The 21,148-nt window shown below is 59.6% G+C and carries 16 protein-coding genes; 5 read left to right on the top strand and 11 right to left on the bottom strand.

Going from position 1 to position 21,148, the window contains the following annotated elements; all coding sequences use genetic code 11:
- Nucleotides 1-7: 7 nt before the first annotated feature.
- The 7 genes from QQF73_RS14020 to QQF73_RS13990 form a co-directional block, all read right to left on the bottom strand.
- The gene (locus QQF73_RS14020) at nucleotides 8-2,449 is read right to left on the bottom strand and encodes an efflux RND transporter permease subunit (protein ID WP_219867844.1); all 2,442 of its coding nucleotides are present in this window, start codon (nucleotides 2,447-2,449) and stop codon (nucleotides 8-10) included.
- Nucleotides 2,450-2,452: 3 nt separating this feature from the next.
- Nucleotides 2,453-3,409, bottom strand: coding sequence for a WD40/YVTN/BNR-like repeat-containing protein (locus QQF73_RS14015; protein WP_219867843.1), 957 nt, complete (start codon nucleotides 3,407-3,409; stop codon nucleotides 2,453-2,455).
- A gap of 60 nt (nucleotides 3,410-3,469) precedes the next feature.
- Nucleotides 3,470-4,825 (bottom strand): DUF1329 domain-containing protein, encoded by a 1,356-nt coding sequence (locus QQF73_RS14010; RefSeq protein ID WP_219867842.1) that lies wholly within the window; start codon nucleotides 4,823-4,825, stop codon nucleotides 3,470-3,472.
- Nucleotides 4,826-4,848: 23 nt separating this feature from the next.
- The gene (locus QQF73_RS14005) at nucleotides 4,849-6,699 is read right to left on the bottom strand and encodes a DUF1302 domain-containing protein (RefSeq protein ID WP_219867841.1); all 1,851 of its coding nucleotides are present in this window, start codon (nucleotides 6,697-6,699) and stop codon (nucleotides 4,849-4,851) included.
- A 135-nt stretch (nucleotides 6,700-6,834) separates the two neighbouring features.
- On the bottom strand, nucleotides 6,835-8,217 hold the full coding sequence (locus QQF73_RS14000) for a WS/DGAT/MGAT family O-acyltransferase (RefSeq protein ID WP_219867840.1): 1,383 nt from the start codon (nucleotides 8,215-8,217) through the stop codon (nucleotides 6,835-6,837).
- Complete coding sequence (locus QQF73_RS13995) at nucleotides 8,214-9,605, bottom strand: WS/DGAT/MGAT family O-acyltransferase (protein WP_219867839.1); 1,392 nt, start codon at nucleotides 9,603-9,605, stop codon at nucleotides 8,214-8,216. The genes QQF73_RS14000 and QQF73_RS13995 overlap by 4 nt, the downstream gene beginning before the upstream one ends.
- Entirely contained in the window at nucleotides 9,602-10,609 is a 1,008-nt protein-coding gene (locus QQF73_RS13990) for an alpha/beta hydrolase (protein ID WP_219867838.1), read from the bottom strand. The genes QQF73_RS13995 and QQF73_RS13990 overlap by 4 nt, the downstream gene beginning before the upstream one ends.
- A 206-nt stretch (nucleotides 10,610-10,815) precedes the next feature.
- Here QQF73_RS13990 and QQF73_RS13985 point away from each other — a divergent pair, with 206 nt between their 5' ends.
- On the top strand, nucleotides 10,816-11,868 hold the full coding sequence (locus tag QQF73_RS13985) for an NAD-dependent epimerase/dehydratase family protein (protein ID WP_219867837.1): 1,053 nt from the start codon (nucleotides 10,816-10,818) through the stop codon (nucleotides 11,866-11,868).
- 46 nt (nucleotides 11,869-11,914) lie between these two features.
- The gene (locus QQF73_RS13980; protein ID WP_219867836.1) at nucleotides 11,915-12,994 is read left to right on the top strand and encodes a zinc-binding dehydrogenase; all 1,080 of its coding nucleotides are present in this window, start codon (nucleotides 11,915-11,917) and stop codon (nucleotides 12,992-12,994) included.
- 47 nt (nucleotides 12,995-13,041) lie between these two features.
- On the opposite strand, the gene QQF73_RS13975 is transcribed toward QQF73_RS13980, so the two are convergent.
- From QQF73_RS13975 to QQF73_RS13965, 3 genes are all read right to left on the bottom strand, one after another.
- Entirely contained in the window at nucleotides 13,042-14,013 is a 972-nt protein-coding gene (locus QQF73_RS13975; protein WP_219867835.1) for a VOC family protein, read from the bottom strand.
- Nucleotides 14,014-14,025: 12 nt separating this feature from the next.
- Entirely contained in the window at nucleotides 14,026-15,651 is a 1,626-nt protein-coding gene (locus QQF73_RS13970) for an AMP-binding protein (RefSeq protein ID WP_219867834.1), read from the bottom strand.
- A gap of 95 nt (nucleotides 15,652-15,746) precedes the next feature.
- The gene (locus QQF73_RS13965; RefSeq protein WP_137437001.1) at nucleotides 15,747-16,277 is read right to left on the bottom strand and encodes a 2,4'-dihydroxyacetophenone dioxygenase family protein; all 531 of its coding nucleotides are present in this window, start codon (nucleotides 16,275-16,277) and stop codon (nucleotides 15,747-15,749) included.
- 166 nt (nucleotides 16,278-16,443) lie between these two features.
- Here QQF73_RS13965 and QQF73_RS13960 point away from each other — a divergent pair, with 166 nt between their 5' ends.
- Complete coding sequence (locus tag QQF73_RS13960) at nucleotides 16,444-17,505, top strand: AraC family transcriptional regulator (RefSeq protein ID WP_219867833.1); 1,062 nt, start codon at nucleotides 16,444-16,446, stop codon at nucleotides 17,503-17,505.
- Nucleotides 17,506-17,746: 241 nt separating this feature from the next.
- On the opposite strand, the gene QQF73_RS13955 is transcribed toward QQF73_RS13960, so the two are convergent.
- Entirely contained in the window at nucleotides 17,747-18,430 is a 684-nt protein-coding gene (locus QQF73_RS13955) for a Crp/Fnr family transcriptional regulator (RefSeq protein WP_219867832.1), read from the bottom strand.
- Nucleotides 18,431-18,544: 114 nt separating this feature from the next.
- Between QQF73_RS13955 and QQF73_RS13950 the strand changes: the two genes are divergently transcribed.
- Nucleotides 18,545-20,092, top strand: a complete 1,548-nt coding sequence (locus tag QQF73_RS13950) for an arylsulfatase (protein ID WP_219867831.1) — start codon at nucleotides 18,545-18,547, stop codon at nucleotides 20,090-20,092.
- 71 nt (nucleotides 20,093-20,163) lie between these two features.
- Entirely contained in the window at nucleotides 20,164-21,138 is a 975-nt protein-coding gene (locus QQF73_RS13945) for an AAA family ATPase (RefSeq protein WP_219867830.1), read from the top strand.
- The last annotated feature ends 10 nt before the right edge of the window (nucleotides 21,139-21,148 follow it).

Below are 21,148 nucleotides of genomic sequence, written 5' to 3'. Positions count from 1 at the left end.
CTTCAGGTCAGCTTCTGGAATAGGCTCCGGCCCCCGAGAAACCATCCTGAGCCGTCGAGGTTTCCTTCCGCTGGCTCTGGACGGGGCATTCCGGTTCGTCTGGTTGCTTTGCAAGCGAGCGGTCGCGGAACAACACCGCCGCGATCGCCGGCAACAGCAGAATGGCGCCGAACAGGTTCACCAGGAACATGAACGCCAGCAGGATCCCCATATCGGCCTGGAACTTCAGGTCCGAGAAGTACCAGGTCGCCACGGAGACGGTCATGGTCAACGCCGTAAACGCCGACGCCGTGCCACGCTGCTTCAGTGCTTCGAAAAACGCCTCCTGAATGCTGCAGTCGCGGGCATCCAGCTCGTGCTTCATGCGCTCGAACAGGTAGATGCCGTAGTCGATACCACTGCCCACACCCAGGGCGATGACCGGCAGGGTGTTCACCTTCAGGCCGATGCCCAGCAATGACATGAAGGCGTTGCACAGCAGCGTCACCAGGGCCAGCGGCAGGATGATGCACAGGCTGATCCGGAGACTGCGGAACATGGCCAGACACAGCAGGGTCACCGAGGCGAACAGCGCGCCGTTGACCCACGGGTTTGCCGCGGTTACCGCTTCGTTGGTGGCGGCCATCACCCCGACGTTGCCGGAAGCCAGACGATAGGTCAGGGTGTCGTTGTCATAGACGGACTTGAACTCCTTAATGGCCGTGACAATGCCGGATATGGTCTCGGCCTTGTGATCGCTCAGGAACACCGAAATGGCCATCGCGTCACAGGCGGTGTTCATCAGCGTACTGCCATCGCGGGTCGCAAACGCGACACCCTGGGCTACCTGGGCGCGGTTGCCCGGCACCACGTGCCACTTGGGGTTGGTTTCCGCGTAGTTCTGGGTAACGCCCTTCACAAACCCCGGCAGCGCACCGACAGAAGCCACACCCGGCTGCTGACGAAGGAACAGTTCAAATTCTTCCAACTGCTGCATCAGCTCAGGCTGAACACAGGGCATGTTGTCGCCGTCGGCTTCAACCACGACCTGCAGTACGTCAACACCGACGGAATACTGCGAGGTGACCGCCCTGACGTCCTGGTTGTAGCGGGCGTCATCACGTAGCTCCGGTACGCCGTCCCCGAGATCCCCCACGTGCATCTGGTCCGCCTGGTAGATGCCATAGCCCGTCAGAGCCAGAGCGCAGACAATGGGCACCCACGCTTTCGGTGTGGTTGCCAGTACGCTGAGCTTTTCCCAGAACCAGTAGTGAGAGCCTTTACCCGTCAGTCGGTCCAGTGCGTGCTGATCCATCTTGGTAAACGACAGGAGAGGCGGCAGCACCAACGAGTTGGTGAGAATCATGACGCCAACCCCCAGGGTCGCGGTGACGGCCAGCTCATGCACCATCTGGATATCGACGAATGCAATGACCAGGAAACCCAGTACGTTGGCCGCCAACGCGACCACACTGGGAACCACCAGATCGGTCAGGCTGTCTTCAGCCGCGGTGCGGATATTGGCACCGGCCAGCACATCAAGTTTCCAGGAATTGCACATCTGCACCGCGTGCGACACGGCGATGGCAAAGATCAGGAAGGGCACCAGAATCGACATCGGGTCCAGGCTGAGCCCCAGCAGCGGCAGCAGGCCCAACAGCCAGACAACCGGCAGCGATGCGGTGACCAGGGTGAGCAGGGTCAGGCGCTTCGAGCGGGTGTACCAGTACAGCAACACCGCGATAATAACGACCGCAACGGCGAAGAACACGAGCACACCACGGGCGCCGTTGGCGATATCACCAATGGCCTTGGAGAAACCGATGATGTTGACTTCAAGGGACTCGTTCTCAAGTTCGGAACGGATGTCCTCGAGGTTGTTCGCAACGGCTTGCAGGTCAATCTTCTCACCCGTGTCCGGATTCACTTCCTGAAGGGTTGCGACGACCATTGCCGATCGCAGGTCATTGGCGACAATCTGGCCAACCCAACTGGATTTGAGGGTCCGCTCCCGGATTTCTTTCAGTTCTGCCTGTGTACCGGAGTAGTCGGCTTCAATCAGGTTACCCCCGACAAAACCTTCCTCAACCACCTCGGAGTAGCGAACATTCGGCGTGAACATCGACGTCACAGAGCTTCGTTCAACGCCCTCCAGATAAAACACGGATTCGGTCGCCTGCTTTAACGAGCTCAGGAATTCCTTGTCGAACACCGTGCCATTTTCGTTGCGCAGGGACACCATGATCCGGTTCGCGCCCACAAACTCGCCCTGGTAGTCCAGGAAGGTGCCCATGTACTCGTGACTGAGCGGGATCATCTTCATGAAGCCCGCATCCACGCGCAAATGACTGGCGGAGTAGCCGAGGGCCAGCGTGATGGCCGCCATGACCACCAGCAAGGTAATACGGAATCGGAACACCCCGCGGGCCAGTACTCGGGTCAAGCCCGTTTTCTTCTGCTCTGAATTCATGACTTATTCTCCCTGACCATTCCAAAGGCGAACGCCCGCGGTGCCGGCCACCAGCCACTTGCCGTTGATTCTGGTCGCGGCGGTAATATCACCCGGCAACCCACTGCGTGAAGCAGGCGAGAAATGACGGCCGTCGTCCTCGCTCACCAGCACCTGTCCGCCATTGCCGAACAGGAAGACCTGGCCCTCGGGCCCGGTTTCATGGGCATTGATGGCGGTGGCGAGGTCCACTTTCGCCTTCTTCCAGGTCGCACCGCCGTCTTCGGTACGCCAGATCTGCCCACGCATGCCATAGAGCAGCCAGGCACCATCGGGCGTCTGCAGGCCGCCAAAGAAGGATCCCTCGTACGGCGACGCGAGTTTTTCCCACTGCTCGCCGCCATCGGCGCTGACAAACAGCGAACCGCTCTCGCCGATCAGCAGCCAGTCATCACCCGCCCGGGCGATGCTGTACAGGTGCCGGTCGAAGTAGTCCTCGGAAATGCTCGCGGGCTGCCAGGTTTCACCGCCATCCACTGATTCCATGACCAGTCCGAACGCACCCACCGCCAGGAACCGCCCGCTTCCCAGGTAGGCGACATCCATGAACGGATCCCCTCGCCCATGCTCGGACACATCCACCGGCGTCCAGGTGGTGCCATGGTCAGTGGTGTACAGAATCATGCTGCCGTGGCCGACCACGACGCCCCGGCCATTCTCCCCGAAGGCGATACCCATCACCGAGTCGGTGGCGGGCAGACGTTGGCTCTGCCACGCATCCGGCACAGGCCCGGTGCTGGTCAGCAGAACGCCCCGCTCACCGACGGCGTAATAGACCTGTTCATTGCTCGCGAGGTCGAAGATGGCCACCCGGTCGGCGGAAATGTCGTAAGACAGGGGCGGCTTTTCAGCCCAAACAGCAGGCGCACACGCCCCCAGAGCCAGAGCGACGGCCCCGGCCCGAAAGTTTGAATTAGCCATGAGAGGTTTACCTGATCGGAAAAGAAGAAACGGCGGGCGTTGAACCCCCGCCGTGGTCACTCAGCGCCCGCTACGACGAAGCGCGTCCGGCTGGAACTCAATGTAGCGACCCTTGACACCAAACTCCCAGGGTTCGTCAATTTCGTTGGCCAGGTTCGATACCAGGTAAGAGCCGTTATTCAGATCGTGGTAAATATTGGCCCGGTACCAGGGCACCATGACATCGTAGAACTGGATGAGCGGGTGGATCGCGACGCGCCACAGGTCACCGCGGGTGTCGTAGGCGTCTTCCATCAGAACGTTCCAGGAGTCCTCATCGAGGTAGAAGGTACGCTTGCCATAGATGTGGCTGCTGTTCTCGCGCAGCGTCGCCTCAACCACCCACACCCGGTGCAGTTCATAACGCATCAGATCCGAATTGATGGTGTTGGTGCGAAGAATATCCTTCTCGTAGTTCAGGGACTTATCGCTCAGCTTATAGGCGTTGTAGGGAACGTAGATTTCCTTCTTGCCCACCAGCTTCCAGTTGTAGCGATCGGGCGCACCGTTGTAAGCATCGAACTGGTCGGTGACACGAATCCCCTCGGTACCGTCGTTGGCGTTGTCGTAGGCCAGATCCGGAGCGCGTCGCACCCGGCGCTGCCCGACATTGTAAATCCAGGCAGACCGTACTTCCTCGACCTGGTCAATCGGTTCGTGAACCAGCTGGACCGTGCCTTCCAGCGTCGGTGGCGAGGTGTACTTCGCGGTGTAGTTCAACAGGCGGTTCTCGGACTGACGGTCCATGTTCTCATCGAAAATCCGCTTCTCGAGGAAGCCCACCTTGTAGAAATCGCCGTCGCCCTGCACCGGGAACCAGTGGTACTGACGCTCAACGCCGCCACCCAGGTAACGGACGTTGTGGTTCCAGATTGCTTCCAGTCCGTTTTCCGGAATCGGGAACGGCACGTTGGCGCCATCCAGGTTCTTGATGCCAAAACCCTCCAGCTTCACGTCCGGCGCCTCGGCCTTGATGGTGTCATACACCTTCTGGGGCAAGGCCGCGGTACGGCGGGTTTCGTACACCGGCATCCGGAAGTTGTCGTACTTCTCGAGCAGGGCAATCTGACCGGCGCTCAGCTTGTCACGGTACTGGTCGAGGTTGTCCCCCGTGATGGTGAACTTCACCTCGTCCTGCGGGAACGGATCGATATACCCCTGCTCCGGCTCCCAGCCTTCCGGGGGCGACGTCAGCCCTCCGGTCCACGCCGGGATGGTGCCGTCGTCGTTGGCATTCGGGTTGGCACCCACCGGCGTCAGTTCCGTTCCCAGCTTTGCCACTTCCTCAGGGGAAAGCTCGGCCATGGCGGGAGCGGTAAAGGCGAAGGCGGCAGAAACCGCCAGCGCCCGATACAGTCTGTTTCTGGAAAATTGCATGTCAGTATCCTCGGATTTTTGTTTTAGAAGGTGTAGCTGTAATTGACGGAGGCATAGTCACGGTCGCGCAGATCGTTGTAATCCGCAGAGTCCGCGAAGTGCACGTAGCTTGCGCCAAACTTGTGTCGCTTCAGGTAGGTGAAGTCGGTCGCCAGGGTGGTTGAGATCCGGCCTTCCTGGAACTGACCATCAAGAGAGTTACCCTTGACGTCGTGACCGACGAACAGGGAGGGCTGCACCAGGAGACCCAGACCAAACGGGTTCTGGTAATCCAGCGAGCCGCGCACCCGGTAGCCCCAGGAGAAGTCCGTGACATAGCCCTCGTTCTTGCAACCGGCCGGGGAGGTGTTTGCGCCCACCGAGCAGGGATCGGCGCCATCGAAAAAGTCTTCGTGCTGGCCGAAGCCGAAGGTAAACCCGCGACCATGCCTAACACCGGTATAGGTGTCAGGCACATCGCCGTACTGGAATCCCACCTCGGCAATCAACAGAGCCGTCTGCGCGCCCAGAATGTTGGACCAAAGGTTCAGACCGTTGATCTGGAACTGGGTCTTGTTGTAGCGCCGGAACCCGTCGACACTCTCATTGGCCTCAGCCGTGGCGAAGGTTTCCCCCAGTGGCCCCACACCCTGGGCCGCACCAACAACCAGGTCTGCGCCGTTGAGGATGACAGGAAAGTTCCTGGAATGGGTCAGTTCCGCGCCCACCGACCAGCTGGCGATGTTGGCGGCAGCACTGATGCCGTACAGCTGAATATCTTCCGGATAGACCCAGGAGACATCCCCCGGCGTGGTGCCGAACTGGGAATCCAGCTGCATGGGAATCAGGGTCGCTACGCCGGTACCGGGACCACTGCCGGTATTGATGCCCAGTACCGGCATCTTGGAGTGGTAGTTAATGGCGTAGAGACCGAATTCAGTGCCGATGGCATCGGCCGGGAAGCGCAAGGCAACACCGAACTGGCCCTGGTCACTGGTATCGTTTCGGGCGGCCTGGGGATAATAGGTGCCGCCCTGCAAGTCATCCGGGGAACTGCCCGGTCCCACGCCCACGGCGCTCACGCAGCCACTGAGGTCAGGCGAGATCAGGTTCTCGGTGACCGCCCAGTAATGGCCACAGCCCTCAATCGGGGAATTCTGCCATTCGAACTGATAGTAGGCTTCAACGGACACGCCACTGCCAAGCCCCATGTTCGCGTAGAGCATGTTCGTGGGCAGCAGTACCTCGCGCAGTTCTGTGCCGGGACGGCGGAAGGCGGGCACGTCAATGGGGTTGATCCCCTGGTTCACGCCCTGGATGAACAGGCTTTCACCCCAGTTCACTACCTGTCGCCCCAGGCGAATCTGCAAGGGCTTGTAGTTAATGTCCCAGGTGTTATAGACAAACGCGTCCATGAGCTGGACACCAGAGAATTTCTGGAGATTCTGATAGCCGCGATCCGACAGCGGTTCACCCTGCTGGTAGCCGTTGGCCTGGTTGCCGAAGCGGACATCCTCGTCCTCCAGGGCCTGGTCGTACCAGCCCTTTACCCGGACGAGCGCGCCCATGTAGTCTTTTTCGAGGGAGAATTCGGTCAGAAACTTGGCCACGGTGGAAAACCGGTCGCCCTTGTCGTAGTTCAGGTTACCGCCATCCGACTTGCCACCGGTGCCCGGCTCTTCGCCAACCAGCGCAGCATTCTGTGCGCTGTACAGGGCAGGATCAGGGTCCTGCATACGCCAGCTCGATCCGAACGAAATGGTGGTATTGAGGCCGCCATCCCACTCGCCCGCATCGAAATTGAAGGCGGTCGCCGTATTGGCACCACCGAGGGTCAGCGCCATCACAATACCCGCACTGAGTCGGTTAACCCGGAAAGACTTCGCATTATTCATGTTTTGATCACTCCGCCACACACCCGATGGGATGCATGGAATGTTGTTTTTGTGTTTCAAGCGAGCGTCAGTATTCCGTAGAAATACCTAGGCACGTTTGCTCTTCAGTGCCACAAATTTGGCTTTTAGCGCCAGTCAGGCCGAATGGTTCTCCCCGCGCTTGAGGAGATTGTTTTCGAGCTCCTCCAGGGCATCAACCATGCCCACAGCCAGCCGCTGCACATGGGGCACCCGGTCCCGGCAGGCCACCATGCCGAAGTTCAGGAAATCGCCGTGACTGACGCAGGTGAAGTTCAAGGGAATGCCCGGCATGATCAGGCTGACGGGGTAGACGTGAAGCAATTCAGCACCATCCAGATAGCGGGCTTCGCGCTGTCCGGGGACGTTAGAGACTGTGGTATTGAACAGCTGACGCCCGGCCCTGCCGATGCCAAGCACCACGGACGACAGAAAGGGACCGGTCGAAAGCAGTGAATAGACATTGACGGCATGGGCAGGAAGCTCGTTCAGCATGGCCTTCCCGGCTTGTGTCGACCGTTTGACGTACTCCAGACGAAGGGCTGGATCAGCAATGTTGGTTCCCAGGCTGCCAAATAACAGGCTCACCTGATTGCCAATACTGACGTCACCGGGTTTTCTCGTGGACACCGGCAGCGCTGCGGTGAGCGAATCCTCAGGCAATGCATTTGCCTCGAGCAGGTACTCGCGCAAGGCGCCACCCACAATCGCCAGCACCACATCATTGACCGTGGCTCCTGTCGTCTTCGCCAGCGTTTTCAGCCGTGCCAGTTCAAAGTGCTGGGTGGCCACCCGGCGATGGGCGCCAATCGGGCCATTCAGGATGGTCTCGGGCGTCGATCTGAACGTTGTCAGGGTCTCGTTTTTGGTGCGCAGCTTCAGGGACGCTGCGACACCCGCCTTCAGGTCTGAGAGGCTTGGCAACGCGCCTCTGTCCGACGCTTTGGCCCCGCCCGTGTCGATCTCCGCCTGCACCTTGGCCCACATCGGGGTACTCAGTGAGTCCGCGTCCGTCGACAGGCTGCCCACCACCAGACGGGTGCCACTGATGCCGTCGACAAGCGCGTGATGGATCTTTACGTAGAGAGCAAACCGGTTGTCGGAGAGCCCTTCGATGAAGTGGCACTCCCAGAGCGGCTTTTCCAGATCCATCGGTAATTCGTGAATCCAGGCGATCATGTGGCCCAGCTCTTTTTCACCACCGGGCGCCGGCAAGGACCACTGCCTCAGGTGATATTCCAGGTCCAGATCGTAGACTTCCCGGGTGGCAGGCCTGAGCTGCCAGCGGGTGGGACGCGTGAGCACCTGATTCCAGGGATAGACGACCCGGGTTTCCTCTCGCCAGCGAGCGATCAGGCTACTGACGAACGTTTTGCGTTCGTGATCGGTCAGCGAGGTGGGATAGGAAAAGGTCATCAGCGCCGCAATGTGCATCGGCATGTTCTTGCCTTCCAGTTGCAGGGACGCGGCATCCAGCAACGGCATTTTTCTCAGGGTCATACCGCCTCCTCGACAGCGTGGGCCACCGCCGCTTTCGCTGGCTCACCAACGCCCAGTTTCTCCTCGAGCTCCCTACATGCCTCCTCCATTCCGAGCGCCAGTTTCTGCATGTGCGGAACGGTATCCCGACAGGCGGTGATACCCACGTTGAGGGTTCCCGCATGGCTGTAGCAGGTGAAGCTCACCGCCATCCCCGGGAACACGATGTTCGCCGGATACAGATTCACCAGGCGCGCGCCCCTGAGGAACTTTTCCTCGCTGCCGCCAGGCACGTTGGACACCACCGTGTTGAATAGCGGACGGGTTTTTCCGGTGACACCAATGAGCATCCGGAGCACCGAAGGCATCATGCTTACCAGGGAATAGGGCACCCGCATTTCCTGGGGCAGACCCAGCACCTGCTGTTTGGCCAGGTCGGTGGACTGATGAATCTTCTGCAGGCGCACCACCGGGTCCGCAATGTTGGTTCCGAGAATGCTGAAGATCATGCCCACGGCATTGCCGCAACTCTGATCGCCCTCGGCACGCAGGGAGATGGGGATGGCCGCGGTCAGGCTATCCCCCGGAAGCGCGGTAACGCGCTGCAGATATCGGCGGAGCGTACCGCCGACGAGACAGAGCAGCACATCGTTGAGGCTGACCCCCGCCTGTCGGGCCACGGCCTTGATCCGATCCATCGAAAAGCTCTGGGTGGCGAAACGCCGCTGGGCTGCAATCGGGCCATTCAAGGGCGTGTAGGGCGCCGAGCGAAAGGTGGTGAGCTCATCATCTCTGCCGAACAACTTGAGGACGTTCGCCGCGGTACTCATCAACGCCTGGGCGGAGGGAATCTGGAGTGGTCCTGGCTGGAACGGTTTTTCCGGTGCCGAGTGAACCCAGAACGGCGCCGTTTTATTGTCGGCGCGGCGCTCTGACAGCCCCTTCATCAGCAGGATATTCGCGCTGATGCCATCGACCATCGAATGGTGGAATTTCATGTAGATGGCGAAGCGGTTGTCGGCCAGGCCCTCGATGATGAAGCATTCCCACAGCAGTTTTCTCAGATCCATGGGCTGGCTGTGCAGGCGGGCAACCAACTGCCCCAGCTCCCTCTGGCCACCCGGCTTGGGCAAGAACAGGTGGCGGACATGGTATTCGAGGTCCGGGTCGTGGCAGGTCTTCAGCCTTGGCGCCAGCTGCCACCGGGACGGAGACACCAGTTTCTGGTTCCAGGGGGCCTTGATCCGGGTTTCGTTACGCCAGTCCTCGACCAGCCGGGTCACGAAATCGGCACCGGCTTTTGCCGGCAGCTCGAAGATCATTAATCCGGCCACGTGCATGGGCGCATTGGGGTTTTCCAGCTGGACAAAGGCCGCGTCCAATGGCGTCAATTTCTTATAATTTGTCATCTTCTCTCTCCCGAGCATCCGGCTCCTTTCTGGAGCTGCTCTTTCATAAACGTTGTTATTTGTTGTCTGGCACCGGAGGCTTCCGGAAACCAATCCTCCAGCAGCGGGAAGGCGTGCGGGAGGTGGGGCCACAGGGCCAGTTCGGTAGGAACGCCGGCCGCGGCGAGTCGGCGGGCAAACAACACACTGTCGTCCCTCAGCAGTTCCGCCTCGCTGGCGACGATCAGGGTCGGTGGCAAGCCCCGGCATTCGCCCAGCAGCGGTGATATTTCCGGGTTGGCGCTGTCAGCGCCGTCCAGGTACCAGTCCAGGGCTTGCGCCAGCGAGGCAACTGGAAGCATGGCGTCGCGACCGGCATTGGCGAACCGGGATGGCGAACCGTGCAGACGGCCAAGGTCAAGCGCGGGCGAGACCGCGATGGCACACGCCGGCATCGGCATTCCGCGACCCCGGATTCGGTACAGCAGCGACACCAGCAGATTACCTCCGGCCGACTCGCCGCCCAGCACAATCCGCTCAGCGGGAATCCCGGAATCAAGCAGCAGACGGTATGCGGCCTCACAGTCGTCGAGGGCGGCGGGAAAGGGGTTGGCGGGCGCCAGCCGGTAATCCGGAATAAAGGCGCTGGCCGCCAGGGGGTCACAAAGGCGCTCTGTGAAGGACAGGTGTCCCCTGGGCATCGCCGGAAGAACAAACGCGCCGCCATGCAACCACAGAAGTACCGGATCACCGGTACTGGTAAACGGTGTACCCAGCGAGTGGCCTGCTACCGCCCCGCCCTCACCCCAGTGGTAGTCATAGCGAAACCGCTCCCTCTGACGGGCGCTTGCCCAGCGACCGGCGATGCCAATCTGCGCACGGGCTACGCGTCGGGGGTGCCCGCGCAACAGGTAGGCCATAAACGGCCGCAGCAGCCAACGCAGCACAAGGAGTTTGCACCGAGTCGTGAATGAGAGTTCGAGCGGGCGCGTTGAATACTTGGTGGGGTCAGGGCCTGAATTCATGTAAAGCCAATCCGTTGGGTAATTTCTGCCCACACTATGACCAATTAGTCGTACTTGCTCCTTGGCTTACAACGTCAACAGCTTGTTATTTCACGCCATAAAATAACTGGCGTGTTTTACCTGTAATTTGTCGTGAATTGAAAAATACGGGCATCAAAAACTACGCACGATAGGAACAACACAATAAACAGAACAGGAGCCACCCCATGTCTCTTCCAACTGGTCGGGACGGGCAGAAGCCCTCCCTCCCCTCAAAAGTCTTCATAACCGGCGCCAACGGTTTCATTGGTCGCACCATCTACCGCCGCTACCGCGAGCTGGGCTGCGAGGTCTGCGGCATGGATTTGCAGGCGGATGAAGAGCGCAACGTCATAGCCGGAGACCTGACCAATCCATCAGGCTGGCGCGATCATGCCAAAGGCTGCGACCTCTTTATCAACACCGCGGCGGTGGTGTCGCTGGCCGCCGACTGGGAGACTTATTCCACCACATCGCTGGTCGGCGTTCGCAACGCCCTGGACGTCGCCATTGCCGGCGGTGCACAGCGCTTCGTGCATTTTTCATCCATCGCGGCCATGGGCTACGACTACGAACCCGGAGCGGACGAGACGGCTCCCGTGGTGATTGGTGAACACTACCGCTACGGCGTGGCCAAGGGCGCCTCCGAACACACGGTGCTCGCCGCCCACGCCGCCGGTGAAATCGACTGCACCATCATCCGCCCGGGTGACGTCTATGGTCCGGGCTCCCGCCCCTGGTTGCTGGAACCCTTGAAGATGGCCCGGGCCGGCCAACTGATCCTGCCCAACCGGGGCAAGGGCATCTTTACCCCTGTGTACATCGATGACCTGGTCGACGGCACCCTTCTCGCCGCCGGCCTGCCCGCGGGAAGCGGCCGTATTTTCATTCTCTGGGGCGACGAGCCCGTGACCTGCCGGGAATTCTTCATGAATCACTGGCGCTGGGCCGGCAACTCGGGTTTCCCACCCAGCATGCCTCTGGCAGCTGCCCTGAAACTCACCCAGGGCATCTGGTGGCTGAACCGCACGCTCAAGCGCCCCAACGAGGTCACGCCCGACGCCATGCTGATGTTCGCGCGCAAGGGCGGATTTTCCATTGAGAACGCACGGAAACACCTCGGCTTCGAACCCAAGGTCAACCTCGAAGAGGGGATGAAACGTTCCGAAGCGTGGCTCAGAGAGATGGGCGAGCTGAGCGGAACCGAGAGTCAGTCCTTTGACAAGGAAGCCCGCACCTAACGCGGGCTTCTGACTATGCCACCAAAAAACACCAAGGAGACACCCAATGCGTAGTGCCATCGTTGAAAACAACAACCTGAAGATCGTGGATCTGCCGGAACCCAAACCACGTGAGAACGAGCTCCTCATCAAATCTCTGGTTTGCGGCATTTGCGGGTCCGACCTGCATTGCCGGCACCACACCCATGAGCTAGCCGACAGCTCCCGCGAGGTCGTCGGTAGCGCCATCATCGACGCCGACAGACCCATATTGATGGGACACGAGTTTGTCGGGGAAGTCCTGGAGACTCGGCAAGGCTCGACGTTCAAGGCTGGCGACCAGGTCGTCTCCCTGCCCTTCCTGATGCGGGAAGAGGGTCTTGCCATGATTGGCTTCAGTTCCGCCGACGTTCCCGGGGGCTTTTCCGAGCAGATGCTGGTCGACAGCCGGCTCACCATGAAAGTCCCCAATGGCCTGAGCCCGGACATGGCGGCCCTGACCGAGCCCATGGCCGTTGCCCTGCACGCGGTCAACCGGGGCGAGCCAACCCGGAACCACGTACCCCTGGTCATCGGCTGCGGCCCGATCGGTCTTGCCGTTATTGCCGTGCTGAAGATGATGAAGATTGGCCCCATCGTGGCGTCGGATTTCTCGAGAGCGCGTCGCGACCTTGCCAGAAAAATGGGCGCGGATGTGGTGGTCAACCCGGCCGAGCATTCACCCTATGACAGCTGGAAAGAAGCAGCCCAGACCGCGAATCCGGAAGAGGCCGGCCCGATCTCTCCCCTGTTCGGAGGCGCGGACCTGAGACCCTCGCTGATTTTCGAATGTGTGGGTGTACCTGGCCTGATCCAGAATGTCTGTGCTGGCGCACCCTACGGGGCTCGGGTCGTGGTTGTGGGTCTGTGCATGGAAAAGGACACGATAATGCCATCCTACCCGGTCATGAAAGAAATCGATCTCCGCTTTGTCAGTTTCTACAGCGGTGAGGAGTTCGGAGCGACCTTGAACCACCTTGCCAACGGCGAGCTCGATGCCGGTGGGTTGATTTCCGACACGGTGGGCCTGAGTGATATCGAATCCGCCTTCGACCGATTGGGCAAGCCTGAAAACGACGTCAAGATTCTGGTAAAACCGTCAGAATAAGCCGTCGAATACGACAAAAAAGCCGCTGTTTCCAGCGGCTTTTTTGTTTATTGCTCCCGCCGGGCCAGCCATCGGCGCAGCAACCGGAGGAGCGCGTCCAGGCGAAGGCTCGGAAGAAACCCGGTCACCCGGTAGGCAAATTTTCGGGGGTACAGAAGCTCTATGCTATTACCGTCCGGATCATTGATGTACATGACTTTGAATATGCCCGCCTCCAGAGCCTTTCCATTAGCCCGAAACCCCGACCAGAGGGCTTGGGCATACACCTCGTCCCATTCAATACGGGACTGGGTGTTAAGGGCAAAGTTCATGAAACCGTGCTGGTACAACGGCGGACGTTGACCTCCCGGAAACGGCTCAGCGGTGCGACAGATTTCCACCACAACGCCGCCGCCACGCAGGTACCTCGGTTCTGACAGACCCTGCTTCACCACGGAAAGACGCTGAGCCCACCCCTCGGGCATCTGCACCGGCGTCACGCCAAGTGAGCCAGACCAGGCACGCGCCACGCCTTCGGCATCGTGGGAATTGAGCCGGATCAGCCGCACTGCGCACGGTTGCTTCCGGCCATTCCAGCCAGCGTCCGGCAGCGGATCCCGTTCATAGATTTCCAGCGCGTTACCCTCGGGGTCACTGGCGTACGCCACCCTGCCACCGGTTTCTCCCTCCACGGCCTGCAGACGCTGCTGGGCCGACAGGGCATCAACGCAACACTGGAACCGTTGGCTATAGATTCCGATACAGGCATAACCCGGCATCGCCGGGCTCCAGTGTTCCGGGCGGGGCCGCATTTCCGGCGACCGGAAGTCGAAGAACTCCAGCTGGAACATATCGGCATTGCCATCGAGAGACCAATAGCAGCGCGTATTTACGCCGTCGATTCCCATCACCCGGGTAGACAGCTTGCCCGCATAGATGGTCCGCCCCGACGACACAAAACCGAACAGGGCGCCGTACCAAGACCGGAGGGCCCTGGCATCCTGACACACGAAGGCAATCTGACTGCAGTATGTGCTCATCGGAATCCCACCTCAGACAACGCGCAGATCCTTCCTCAGGATCTTGCCAACGTTTGACTTGGGCAGCTCCTGCAGCACCTCGATTTCCTTCGGAACCTTGTAGGCGGCGAGACTCTGCCGGCAATGTGCCATCACCGCGTCTTTGTCGATCGCTGATCCCTCGGTCGGCGCCACGAACAGGCGGATGCGCTCACCGGTTTTCTCGTCCGGCACACCGATACAGGCCGCTTCAGCAACCTCGGGCAACTCACTGGCAACGGCTTCCACCTCGTTGGGGTAAACGTTGAAACCCGAGACAATGATCATGTCTTTCTTGCGATCAACAATCTCGAACTGACCGTCCGGGTGCATGACCGCCACATCACCGGTTTTGAAAAAGCCATCTTCGGTGAAGGTATCGGCCGTTGCCTGCTCGCGGTTCCAGTACCCCTTCATGACCTGGGGGCCACGGGCACAGAGTTCGCCCGGCGTTCCGGCAGGCAGGGCGTTGCCCTGCTCATCGATGACCTTGACCTCAGTGGACGGTACCGGATAGCCCACTGTACCGCTGAATGCTTCCTTCCCCATCAGGTTCAGGGTGAGGATCGGCGAGGTTTCGGACAAACCGAAGCCTTCCAGGATGTGAGCGCCGGTGAAAGCCTTCCAGGCCTTGGAGGTGCTCGGGAAGATCTTGGAGCCACCCCCAAATGCCACTTTGTAACGGGACAGGTCCACGTCCTTGAACAAGGGATGCTGGGTCATGCCCGCGTACAGGGTATTGACGCCACCAATAACGGTGAACCTGGAATCCTTGATGGCCTTCAGGTAGGCGTCCATGTCACGGGGATTGGGAATCAGGATGGCTTTGGCGCCGATTGCCGCGTAGGCCACGAAAATCATCAGGCCAAAGATGTGATACATCGGCAGTGCCAGCACCAGCACCTCCTCCCCCGGCTCGTTCGCCTCGGGCATGAAGCTCCGGAACTGGAGGCTGTTGGCAATCAGGTTACGTTGAGTCAGTGTCGCGCCCTTGGAGGGGCCTGTGGTGCCGCCGGTGTATTGCAGAAACAGGACATCATCGCCGGACACTGGTACCGCAGTGGGTTTATTACCCGCGTTGCGCGCCAACAGGTCCGCCATGCCGGTAAACTCGCCCAGTTCGGCGGAAACGTCTCCACCCGGAATCGGGAGGCCGGCCCCATCACCGGGATTGACCACAATCACCTGCGAAACGGACGTGGCGTCACGGATCGGGGTCAGCGACGCCACGGATCCCGAATAGATAAACATCGTTTCGGCGCCGGAATCATTCAGCTGGTGTTCCAGCTCCCTCGACGTGTACAGAGGGTTCACGTTCACCTGGATTGCGCCCACCTTGAGAATCGCCAACATGGCCACCGGATAGGCAAAGATATTCGGCAACATAACCGCGACCCGGTCGCCCTTCTTCACCCCGTATTGCTGCTGCAGGGCGCTGGCTAGGGCATCCGAGGCTTCATCAAGCTGGCCATACGTCATGGTGTGACCAAAGCACTCCAGCGCGGCGTGCTCCGGGAAACGCTTGATGGCGTCATTAAACAAGCTGGTAACGGAGGCGTGGGTGTCAGGGTCAATCGTGGGGGGAACATCCGCGGGGTATGAATCAAGCCAGGGTTTCATGGTTTTCTCTACCTTTATTGACTGTTCGGATACAAAAAAACGCCCTACCCGGGAAAACCTGTTTTGGCCGGGAGGGCGCTTCTGTACTGGCTGTCTTACTTGACGTTACGGACCCGGGCATTGTGGTCCGGCTGGGGCGGCGTAATGTAGTTCGCCGGCTCCAGGCCTCGTTCCCGGATCAGGTTGTCCAGCATGATCATGATGTCGCTGGCATCCATGATGCCCAGGTAGTTGCCATCGTCGTCGAAATTGACGTTGGCGCCGTGCACCACCATCAGGGTCTCTGTCGGCCCGGTGTTGGTCGCTGGCGTGGTGAACTGGTGAATGGAACCGCCCGGCTCGTACAGGTAGCAACCGTCGGTCTGGGGATCGTTGGGGTATTCCTTGTATTCCCAATGACCCGAAATCGTGAACAGGTGCACCGTGCCCGTGTGGTAGTGACGGGGCAGCGTCACACCCGGATGGAACCAGACTTTCAGCACCCAGACACCGTTATGCGGATCAAGGAAAAGCGGTTGTACATCAATGCCTGGCACGCCGGGCATGGCGTCTTCATAAACAGGCTGATTCTTGGAATTCACATAAAGCAGTTCGTGGTGCTCAAAAACCTGGTTTGGCGTCGTCATGGTCGACCTCTCTTGTAGATTGTTTTGCCGTTGGCAATACCTGCCAGATTTCATGGTCACCCGATTCCGATGACGGCACATGATAGAAAATGCCGTTTTCTTGTTATTTCCCGCCAATGCAGCTAGCGTTACCCGTTACAATCGTGAACAACAATTACACCTCATTATGGTTACGACAGATCTCACCAGAGCCTCGTCCCTGGCACGACTGGACGAGTTTTGCGCCAAATACGGCCTGGATTACCGGGCGATGCTCCGTGAAGCCAGGTTGCCCGAGGACGTTCTCGAACATCCCGAAAGCCTGATTTCCTATTCCCGGATGGCAACACTGCTCGAAAACTGCGCCAACCGGACAGAGCACCCATTGTTCGGGTTGGAATACGGTATCTTCCAGGGCACGACCATCTTTGGACGTTTGCTTTATCTATTCAAAAACGCCCAGACCGTGGGCGATTCGCTGAACGAACTGATGCAGTATTATCATCTGCACTCCTCCAGCGGACTGGTGACGGCCACCATCGAGGACAAGATGGCCATTCTCAGCTACGAACCCTTGTTGAGCGAGGGGGTCGCCAGCAAGCAGGCCGTGGAACTGGCCATCGGGGTGGGCAAGGCCTTGCTGAAAATGCTGCTTGGGACCCAGTGGCGACCCAGTGGCGTGCATTTCCGACACGGGCCCAGCAGTTCGCCGCAGGCCTACAGCCGGCTGCTTGGCCTGCCTCCCCAGTTCGACAGCACCATCAATGGCTGGGTGTTTGAAGCCCGCCTGCTGGACCTGCCCCTGAGCGATTCCGATCCGAAGCTGCATGCCCTGATGCGCGAGCATCTGGAAAAAATGGATGAACTGTCAGTCCAGGAATTGCCCGCCTACGTTCAGCATCTCATGAAGAATTTTCTGCCCAACGGCCGGGTGACCATTGATCTTGTGGCGGATTACATGATGCTCAGCTCCCGCTCTCTGCAGCGCTACCTGACTGAGGAAGGCACCTCCTTCCAAAAGCTCCTGGACGAGACCCGCAAGAGCATGGCCGAGCGCTACCTCCAGGAATCCGGCATCAGCCTGACCCAGCTTTCCGGGATTCTCGGCTACTCCGACCTGGCAGCTTTCTCCCGAGCCTTCCAGCGCTGGTACGGTGTCAGTCCGCGGCAATGGCGAAAAAATCAGGGAATCCAGTCGTCCCCGCGACTGCTATCCTTGCGGAAAAAAGCACCCGGCTGGCTTCGCTGAGCGAAAAAGACCCCTTCGGCGCGAAGGGGCTGAAAGGGACACAGTTTTGGGCCGAAATGGCCCGGTGCGAAGTGCGCAGACGGCACAAACAGCAAGGGTAGGAACTTCCGCCTGCGGGATTGCCGGAGCAACCCTCTCCTCACCTGCTCGCACTATACAAACCCGCCTGACCGGTTATTTAACTTTAACCGCCAACAACTTAACCTTTTAAGTATTGACCGGGACATTCGGAGCGCGGCCGTTACTCGCGTGCAATGAAGGCTTCCAGACCTTCCCGGTCCTTCAGATGGATAACGCCGTACCGAAACTCGATCAGGTCTTCGCCGAGCAATACCTGGAGAGCCCGGTATGCTGCCTGCCGGGAAATGCCCAGCATGCTGCCAAGTTGCTCCTGGGTCAGTCGAAGCGACACAGGCGGCTCGGGATTGCCATGCTGAAAGGTGGCAATAAACAACAGTCGTCTGGCCAGCCGGGCCGGAATTCCTCGCAGCGCATCATCCTCAATGACCATCAGAGCGGCCCGCAGCCGTTGCCCCAATTGCCTGACAATCACCGGGTAACATTCGGGAAAGGCGTCCAGCAGCCTCGCGAACGTATCGGACCTGAATTCAATCAGTCTGGTGGACTCATGGGCCACGGCTCCATACAGCCGCGGCGTATCTTCCCAGAACACGCCGTCGCCGAACCAGTTTCCCGGCCCACAAATCATCAGGGTCAGCTCCTTGCCGGCACCGCTGATGGCGTTCACCCGGACCGACCCGGATTCAATCACCGCCAGGGTCTTCTGGGAGCTGCCCTTCCTATAAATGGTCTGTCCCTCGGAAAAGCTCCGCACCGTCGCCAGGCGCGCGGCCTCGGCAATCCCCTCCGGTGGCAACCCGGCCAGAAGGTCACAGCTTCCAAGTGTGTCGGGAACATTGGTCATATTGGATTGTTACTCTGGTTACAGTGTTGCCCGAGGCTCCTGCCGTAGACTCGAAGCAAGCGAACAAAGCCAACCTCTGACAATAACGCTTGCGAGCTTCGACAGGAGAACAAAATGACTACCGGAAGCCTCTACCGGAGTGCCACCCGCCTGATCCTGGGCGTTGGCCTGATCAGCCTCCATTTGGCGTCCGCCGCCGCAGAACGCCCCAATATTCTTGTCATCATGGGTGATGATATCGGTATTACCAATATCAGCAAGTACAGCCATGGCATGATGGGATACCAGACGCCAAACATCGACCGCATCGCCAACGAAGGCATGATGTTCACGGATTACTATGGGGAACAAAGTTGCACCGCCGGCCGGTCCGCCTTTATCACCGGCCAGCATCCAATCCGGACCGGGCTGACCAAGGTCGGCATTCCGGGAGCCCCGATTGGCATCCAGCCGGAAGATCCCACCCTGGCAGAACTGCTGAAACCCCTGGGGTATGCCACGGGCCAGTTCGGCAAGAACCACCTGGGTGACCGGGACGAGTTCCTGCCCACCAACCACGGCTTCGATGAATTCTTCGGCAACCTGTACCACCTGAACGCCGAAGAAGCACCGGAAGACCCGGCCTGGCCCAACGATCCCAAGCTTGCCCAGATGATTACCCCACGGGGGGTCATCCGCTCCACCGCAGACGGTAAGGTCGAGGATCTCGGTCCGTTGAATACCACACGGATGGAGACCATCGACGAGGAATTCCTGCAGGCGTCCCTGAACTTCATGGAGAAAGCCCACAACCAGGACGAGCCCTTCTTCGTCTGGTTCAATTCGACGCGCATGCATTACTACACCCACATCAAGGACGAGACTCGAGGCCTGTCCGGCCAGGGTTTTTACAACGATGGCATGGTCGAACACGACAACCACGTTGGCGAATTGCTGGCCAAACTTGATGAACTCGGGGTCGCGGATAACACCATTGTTCTTTACACCACCGACAACGGCGTTCATTACAACCACTGGCCCGATGCCGGCATTACCCCCTTCCGGGGCGAGAAAAACACCAACTGGGAAGGCGGCTTCCGGGTGCCAGCCCTGGTCCGCTGGCCTGGCAAGATCGATTCCAACAGCATTTCCAACGACATCATGTCCCACCTGGACTGGGTGCCGACACTGATGGCCGCAGCGGGCGTTCCCGACGTCAAGCAGGAACTGCTGGAGGGCCACGAGGCCAACGGCAAAACCTACAATGTGCATCTCGATGGCTATAACTTCCTGCCCTACCTCACTGGCGAGGTCGAGGAAGGCCCTCGCAACGAGTTCATTTACGCAAGTGATGGTGGCGATATCCTGGCCTTGCGGGATGGCCCCTGGAAGCTGGTCTTTGCCGAACAGCGCTCACACAAGTTTAACGTCTGGTCCGAGCCTTTCGTGAAACTGCGCATCCCTAAGGTATTCAATCTGCGCCAGGATCCGTTCGAGCGTGCCGATATCGACTCCAACTCCTACCAGGTCTGGTGGGACCGAAAGATCCAGGCCCGCGGCATGGCGACACTGATCAAGGTCAAACAGTTCCTGAACACCTTCAGGGAGTACCCACCCCGCCAGAGACCGGCGACCTTTACCATTGATCAGATGATGGAACAGTTCCTCAACTACCAGCAATGAGAGTCAGGGGGAACGCGGCCCATGGCGGCGTTTCCCCACTTTCCGGGCACGGTTCTTTTACGAGGACGGTTATGAATACCCACGATTCTGTGGTCACCCTGATCGATCGCCTGAAGTCCGATGTGCTGGGTCAGGAGCAGCTGATCGAGCAACTGGTTCTTGCGCTACTCTCCGATGGCCATGTGCTGATCGAGAGTTTGCCCGGGTTGGCCAAGACTCGCACGGTGAAACGGCTTGCCCATCACCTGGAGGCGCAGATGCGCCGGATCCAGTTCACACCGGACCTGCTGCCCTCCGACCTCACCGGATCGGAGGTACTGCATTACACCAACGGCGTGCAATCCCTGGCGTTCGAACCCGGCCCGCTGTTTGGCAATCTGATACTGGCGGACGAGATCAATCGGGCCCCCGCCAAGGTCCAGTCTGCCCTCCTCGAGGTCATGGAGGAACGCCAGATTACCGTTTCCGGTGCTACCCACCGGATGGACGACCTGTTCATGGTGCTGGCCACGCAGAATCCAATCGAGCAGGAAGGCACCTATCCCCTGCCCGAAGCCCAGATGGATCGTTTTCTCATGAAACTGGTGCTGGATTATCCGAGCCACGAACACGAATGCGACATGCTGAGGCTGGTCAGGTCCGAGCAGGACAACGAATCGCCCCAACCGGTGTCGGCACCGGACTTTCAGCCCGGCATTTTGCTGGCCGCCCGCCGGGAAATCGTCCGGCTTTTTGTCTCCCCGAAAATCGATCAGTACCTCGTCAGTCTGGTCCAGTCGACGCGCCCGGCATTGGCACCCGACGCAACACTCCGTGGCTGGCTCGATACCGGGGCCAGTCCACGGGGAGCCATTGCCCTGGACCGGGCCGCTCGGGCTCACGCCTGGCTCCACCAGCAGCCTCACGTCACCCCGGACAACGTGCGCGCAGTCGCCCTGCCGGTTCTACGTCACCGGGTGAGGCTCAGCTACGATGCCATCGCGGATGGGGTCACCGAGGATCAAATCGTTGATCGACTGCTCGATCAGGTTGCGATTCCCGCCTGAGGGGAGCCAC

It is taken from the genome of Marinobacter albus (assembly GCF_030238305.1).
Classification (GTDB): domain Bacteria; phylum Pseudomonadota; class Gammaproteobacteria; order Pseudomonadales; family Oleiphilaceae; genus Marinobacter; species Marinobacter albus.
The sequence above is the reverse complement of the archived record's forward strand: the minus strand, read 5'-3'. Positions and strand labels throughout refer to the sequence as shown.

Coding starts and splice junctions, on each gene's coding strand:
- QQF73_RS14020 (WP_219867844.1), bottom strand. CDS start 2,449: ATGAATTCAGAGCAGAAGAAAACGGGCTTGACCCGAGTACTGGCCCGC.
- QQF73_RS14015 (WP_219867843.1), bottom strand. CDS start 3,409: ATGGCTAATTCAAACTTTCGGGCCGGGGCCGTCGCTCTGGCTCTGGGG.
- QQF73_RS14010 (WP_219867842.1), bottom strand. CDS start 4,825: ATGCAATTTTCCAGAAACAGACTGTATCGGGCGCTGGCGGTTTCTGCC.
- QQF73_RS14005 (WP_219867841.1), bottom strand. CDS start 6,699: ATGAATAATGCGAAGTCTTTCCGGGTTAACCGACTCAGTGCGGGTATT.
- QQF73_RS14000 (WP_219867840.1), bottom strand. CDS start 8,217: ATGACCCTGAGAAAAATGCCGTTGCTGGATGCCGCGTCCCTGCAACTG.
- QQF73_RS13995 (WP_219867839.1), bottom strand. CDS start 9,605: ATGACAAATTATAAGAAATTGACGCCATTGGACGCGGCCTTTGTCCAG.
- QQF73_RS13990 (WP_219867838.1), bottom strand. CDS start 10,609: ATGAATTCAGGCCCTGACCCCACCAAGTATTCAACGCGCCCGCTCGAA.
- QQF73_RS13985 (WP_219867837.1), top strand. CDS start 10,816: ATGTCTCTTCCAACTGGTCGGGACGGGCAGAAGCCCTCCCTCCCCTCA.
- QQF73_RS13980 (WP_219867836.1), top strand. CDS start 11,915: ATGCGTAGTGCCATCGTTGAAAACAACAACCTGAAGATCGTGGATCTG.
- QQF73_RS13975 (WP_219867835.1), bottom strand. CDS start 14,013: ATGAGCACATACTGCAGTCAGATTGCCTTCGTGTGTCAGGATGCCAGG.
- QQF73_RS13970 (WP_219867834.1), bottom strand. CDS start 15,651: ATGAAACCCTGGCTTGATTCATACCCCGCGGATGTTCCCCCCACGATT.
- QQF73_RS13965 (WP_137437001.1), bottom strand. CDS start 16,277: ATGACGACGCCAAACCAGGTTTTTGAGCACCACGAACTGCTTTATGTG.
- QQF73_RS13960 (WP_219867833.1), top strand. CDS start 16,444: ATGGTTACGACAGATCTCACCAGAGCCTCGTCCCTGGCACGACTGGAC.
- QQF73_RS13955 (WP_219867832.1), bottom strand. CDS start 18,430: ATGACCAATGTTCCCGACACACTTGGAAGCTGTGACCTTCTGGCCGGG.
- QQF73_RS13950 (WP_219867831.1), top strand. CDS start 18,545: ATGACTACCGGAAGCCTCTACCGGAGTGCCACCCGCCTGATCCTGGGC.
- QQF73_RS13945 (WP_219867830.1), top strand. CDS start 20,164: ATGAATACCCACGATTCTGTGGTCACCCTGATCGATCGCCTGAAGTCC.